Source organism: Pseudomonas sp. 3JA (assembly GCF_036961705.1).
GTDB lineage: Bacteria > Pseudomonadota > Gammaproteobacteria > Pseudomonadales > Pseudomonadaceae > Aquipseudomonas > Aquipseudomonas fluorescens_Q.
In genome coordinates this window covers 1-4,806 of the sequence record NZ_JBAMDJ010000083.1, presented here as the reverse complement: position 1 = coordinate 4,806, position 4,806 = coordinate 1, and the positions used below count along the sequence as shown (strand labels likewise).

Sequence of the window (4,806 nt, the reverse complement as noted above, 5' to 3'; positions counted from 1 at the left end):
ACCTTCTTCGCCAAGCTGGTCGCCGCAGCCGCCGGGTTCTGGCGGATGGTGGCTTCCTGCTTGCCGATCATCTCGAACAAACCGTCCAGCGCCTGCTCGGTCACGTAGTTCTCGATGTTGGCGCTCTTGGCATCCAGCACACCGAAGGTCGCGGCCTGGCCGGCGAAGGCATTGTATTTCTGCGCCAGGCCGACCTTGTCGGTGGCTTGCTTGACAATGGGCAGGAACTTGGCGCGGATCTGCTCGCGGCTGCTCTTGTTCAGGTATTGCGTGGCGGAGTCTTGGCCGCCGCTGAGAATGCCCTTGGCATCGTCCACGCTCATGTTCTTCACGGCATTGACCAGGATCGGCTGGGCCTGGACCACGGCAGCCTCAGCGGCCTGGTTCATGCTGGTTTCCAGTTGATCGACCTGGTCACCCATGCCGAAGGCCTTCATCTTGCTGGCGACTTTGCCCAGCTTGCCTGGCAGTTCGATTTTCACCTCCGGGTTGTTGCTGAAGCCGCCGGGTGTGCCCAGTTGCTTGACCGCCACCTGCGCGCCTTGGGTCAAGGCGTCCTTGAGACCGCCCGTGGCGTCTTTTTGCGACAGGTCGCCCAAGGACAGGGCCATGGCATTGGCGCAGATCAGCAGGCCCGCGCACAGGCCGGTGAAACGGAGAGTTGGACGGAGCATGAGGGCTTCCTTGAAGAGAATTTGAAAAGGACTCAGCGTGCCGCGTTGACGCGAATCTTCAACGGCTGCGGATCCTTGCCATCGAGTTGCACGGTGTGTTGTTCGGTGCTGATGAACATCAACTGGCCGTCCACTTCGATGCGGGCGCTCACGGCATAACGGTGGCCGGGCTTGACCTGGGTTGGATCATAACTGAGGTGGAACGGCAGCGGGACCTGGCCTTTGATCGGGCCGCTCTGCTCATCGAGGACCACCGCAGGGGCGTCGGCGAGGGAAACGTCCTGCAGGCTCACGCTCAAGGTAGCGTTGGGTGGCAGGGCAATGCGTTGCAGATAGAACACTTCGCCATCGAGGGCCGCAACGGTCGTGGAGGGGGGCGTTGCCGATTGGCAAGCGGCCAGTAATGCCATGGATGCAAGCAGAGCAAGTTTTTTCATTGGATGCACCTGGCTCATTGACGCCAGCCACACGGGCGTCAATGAGCATTTAGCGGATTTGCGTCCAAGCATCCATTCGTAACGTCGCGGTTCAGGAACCGAACGCGGGTGCTTGAACAGTTTCAGCCAGCGATGCTGGCGCCAGGCTCAGCGGGATGTCAACGTGTTGATTGCCGCCATCCCAGGTGAAGGTCTGTTCGGTTTCAAGAAAAAGAGCGGTGTCGCCTCGGTACGCTTGTGCCTTGACCGAGAGTTTCTCCCCTACGGGTGTCATCTTGGGCTCGACAAGAAAGCGATATTGCCAAGGCTGCTGGGCCACTGGCTCCTTAGGCGCCACATTGGAGCCCTGGCCGCCGCTTGCGCTAATCTGTGCACCGGCTGCATTGCGCACACTGACTTCGGTGCGAGCGTCTTCCGGGAGTTGAAAGCCTTCGGGCAGTTGCAGGGTTAACGTGATGATGTTCATGCTGAATTCCTTTTCAGTACGTCGACATTGACGTGAACCCATCCTAGAGGCCTGCTCCAAAGTTCTCTGTAGGCCTTTTCTTCGTTTGACGTCACCTTAGCCGCTGCGCGGTGTCGGAGTAAACTCGTTGACTGCCCCATCAACTCACCGGAACCTTCCATGCTTCTCGGTGAGTGATCGGCAACCTTCAACTGTCGGGGCTGATGGCGACGTCCGCTGCATCGTCACTGCGATGCAGCGCCACCTGACGGATCGACAGGCGAATTTCCGCTGGCAGCACCCGCTTGGCTGCGCCTTCGGCCAGTTCGCCCAGCAGCTCGTGGTAGCTGAGTTTGCCGGCTTCGTCGCGGCGCAGTACATCGAGGTCGAGCATCGTCTGAATGAAGTGGCGGAACAGGCTCTTGTCGAAGAACTCCGGCGCATTCAGGCCATGCAGGATCGACAGGCGCTGGGCCATGACGGTGCAGAGGTCTTCCAGCTCTTCGGCGCTGACGCTGTTCTGGCCGCTGTTGAGCAGCAGCGAGACGGTCATGTAGAAGCGCTGCAAGGTCTGGGCGATGCTTTTTGACAGCAGGGTCAGCAGCACGAAATGCCGCGAACTTGGCGCCGGACGCAGGTACAGGTCTTTTTCGAAACGCAGCAGCCCTTGTTCGACGAATGCTTCAAGCCACTGGTCGACCACGCCGTCCAGTTCTTCCAGCGACCAGCGAATGAACAATTCCGATTGCAGGTACGGGTACAACGCATGGGTGTAGCGCAGGATCTGCTCGCGACTCATGCGCGAGCTGCTCTGGAAGAAGCTCGCCAGCAACGCCGGCAGGGCGAAGATGTGCAGGACGTTGTTGCGGTAGTAGGTCATCAGTACCGCGTTCTGCTCATCCAGGTACAGAATCTTGCCCAGGGCATCGCTCTGTTCCGACAGCAGGTCCATGCCTTTCACATGTTCGATCAGCACCCGGCCATCGCCTTCGGGCAGGGTGGTGTGGGGCGAGTACGGGACCTTGCGCAGCAACGCCAGGTACAGGTCCAGCACCCGGGCCATGGCGCGGTCGTCCAGGGCCAGGCGGCTGGTGGACAGCAGCGCCAGGGCGACCAGGTTGACCGGGTTGATCGCCGCGGCTTCGTTCAGGTGCCGGGCCACGCGCTCGCCGAGGCGGTGGGTGGTCGCGTTGAGCCAGGCCGGCTTGAACTGCGGGCCCAGCTCCTGTTGACGCCAACCCGGTTGTTCGCCGTCGAGGAATTCCGCCAGCTTGATCGGCTCGCCGAAGTTCACCGCCACCTGGCCGAAGCGTTGCTTGAGGGCGCCGATGACCTTGAAGATGTCGAAGATCGATTCTTTTTTCTTGCTGGCCCCACGCAGTTCGCCCAGGTAGGTGCGGCCTTCCAATACGCGCTCATAACCGATGTAGACCGGCACGAACACGATGGGCATGCGCGATGAACGCAGGAAACTGCGCAGGGTGATGGCGAGCATGCCGGTCTTGGGTTGCAGCATGCGCCCGGTGCGCGAACGCCCACCCTCGACGAAGTACTCCACCGGGAAACCTTTGGTGAACAGCGTGTGCAGGTATTCGTTGAACACGGCGGTGTAGAGCGGGTTGCCCTTGAAGGTGCGACGCATGAAGAACGCCCCGCCACGGCGCAGCAGGCCACCGATCACCGGCATGTTGAGGTTGATGCCGGCGGCGATGTGCGGCGGCGTCAGGCCGTTGCGAAACAACAGGTACGACAGCAGCAAGTAGTCGATGTGGCTGCGGTGGCACGGCACGTAGATGACTTCGTGGCCCTGGGCGACGTTTTGCACACCTTCGATGTGGTTGACCTTGATGCCGTCGTAGATCTTGTTCCAGAACCAGCTGAGCACCACTTCCAGGAAGCGGATCGCGGTGTAGGTGTAGTCCGAGGCGATTTCGTTGCCATAGCGCAGGGCCTGGGCCTTGGCTTTTTCCAGGGTGATCTTTTCCCGCTCGGCCTCGTCGATAATCGCCTGCTTGACCAGCGGCTGGTTCAGCAGGCCCTTGACCAGGTTGCGCCGATGGGAAATGTCGGGGCCGATGACCGCGGCCTTCAGATTGCGAAAGTGCACCCGCAGGATCCGCTGGGCCATGCGCACGGTGCGTTCGTGGCCCTTGTCATGCTCGATCAGCTCGCGCAGGTGGATCGGCGCGGAGAATTGCACGCGGGTCTTGCGCCCCAGGATCATGATGCTCAACAGGCGACGCAGGCGCCCGGTGACGGCCCAACTGTCGGCGAACAACAGCTTCCAGGGGCTGGACTCGCTGTCGGGCGACTGGCCCCAGAACACGCTGACCGGGATGATCTGCGCGTCTTCGGCGGCATTGTGGGTCAGGGCGTTGACCAGCCGCGTCAGGGTCGGCGGCGCACCGCGCTTGTCCTGGCGCCCGATCCAGTCCGGCGCCGGCGTCAGGTAGAAAAACGCCGCCGGCTCCAGCAGGTTACCCACCGAGACCGGCAGCACCGGACGGGGCAGGCCGGCCTTGGTGCATTCGGTGTCGAGCACCGCCAGGTCAGTGAGCGAAGGGTCTTGCAGGACGTAGAACACCGGACGACTGCGGTCGAGGTTGAGGGTGAAGGACGACTGGTTGATCGTCTCTGAGCGAACCCAGAGGTACAACAGCCGGCGCAGGGTGCCAAACACAAGACGGCGGAACGGGGAGCGGGTCATACGGCTTCTGCATGAGTGAATAAAACCGAGCGGCTGCTCGGGCTCGCTAGTGTGCCGGATTCATCGAAAATCGGCAAAAAAGCGCCGAAGTAAAGTCAGTTGAGAGTTTTTCCGGGTGTCATATACTCGCCAGGTTGCTACCCGGCCTCCCCATGGACGGCCTGACGGTGGTGAAAGTTCGTACGGCTTTCCATCGAAAAGCCGACTTATAAGATAAAAATGGGAGTGAGCATCATGGCAGCACGGGAAACCGGCAGTGTGAAGTGGTTCAACGACGCCAAGGGTTACGGCTTCATCCAACGCGAAGGTGGGGCGGATGTGTTCGTGCATTACCGCGCCATCCGCGGTGAAGGCCACCGTTCCCTGACCGAAGGCCAGCAGGTCGAATACGCCGTCGTGGAAGGCCAGAAAGGCCTGCAGGCTGAGGATGTGGTGGGGTTGTAAACCGCATTCACTGGCTACACAAAACCCATTGCGGGAGCGAGCTTGCTCGCGATAGCGGTGTGTCAGTCACTTCTAGTCTGGCTGATCTGCCGCTATCGT

Annotated in this window: 5 protein-coding genes; 1 reads left to right on the top strand and 4 read right to left on the bottom strand. The window is 61.0% G+C overall.

Going from position 1 to position 4,806, the window contains the following annotated elements:
- The 4 genes from V7773_RS30090 to plsB form a co-directional block, all read right to left on the bottom strand.
- The coding region (locus tag V7773_RS30090; RefSeq protein WP_336076483.1) for a DUF4197 domain-containing protein at nucleotides 1-674 on the bottom strand (674 nt) is incomplete at its 3' end.
- A 32-nt stretch (nucleotides 675-706) separates the two neighbouring features.
- The gene (locus V7773_RS30085; protein WP_336076482.1) at nucleotides 707-1,111 is read right to left on the bottom strand and encodes a YbaY family lipoprotein; all 405 of its coding nucleotides are present in this window, start codon (nucleotides 1,109-1,111) and stop codon (nucleotides 707-709) included.
- A 91-nt stretch (nucleotides 1,112-1,202) separates the two neighbouring features.
- Nucleotides 1,203-1,577 carry a hypothetical protein gene (locus V7773_RS30080; RefSeq protein WP_336076481.1) on the bottom strand — a complete coding sequence of 125 codons (375 nt, stop codon included), beginning with the start codon at nucleotides 1,575-1,577 and terminating at the stop codon, nucleotides 1,203-1,205.
- Nucleotides 1,578-1,764: 187 nt separating this feature from the next.
- Complete coding sequence (plsB, locus tag V7773_RS30075; protein ID WP_336076480.1) at nucleotides 1,765-4,263, bottom strand: glycerol-3-phosphate 1-O-acyltransferase PlsB; 2,499 nt, start codon at nucleotides 4,261-4,263, stop codon at nucleotides 1,765-1,767.
- 234 nt (nucleotides 4,264-4,497) lie between these two features.
- Here plsB and V7773_RS30070 point away from each other — a divergent pair, with 234 nt between their 5' ends.
- The gene (locus tag V7773_RS30070; RefSeq protein ID WP_003198198.1) at nucleotides 4,498-4,707 is read left to right on the top strand and encodes a cold shock domain-containing protein; all 210 of its coding nucleotides are present in this window, start codon (nucleotides 4,498-4,500) and stop codon (nucleotides 4,705-4,707) included.
- The last annotated feature ends 99 nt before the right edge of the window (nucleotides 4,708-4,806 follow it).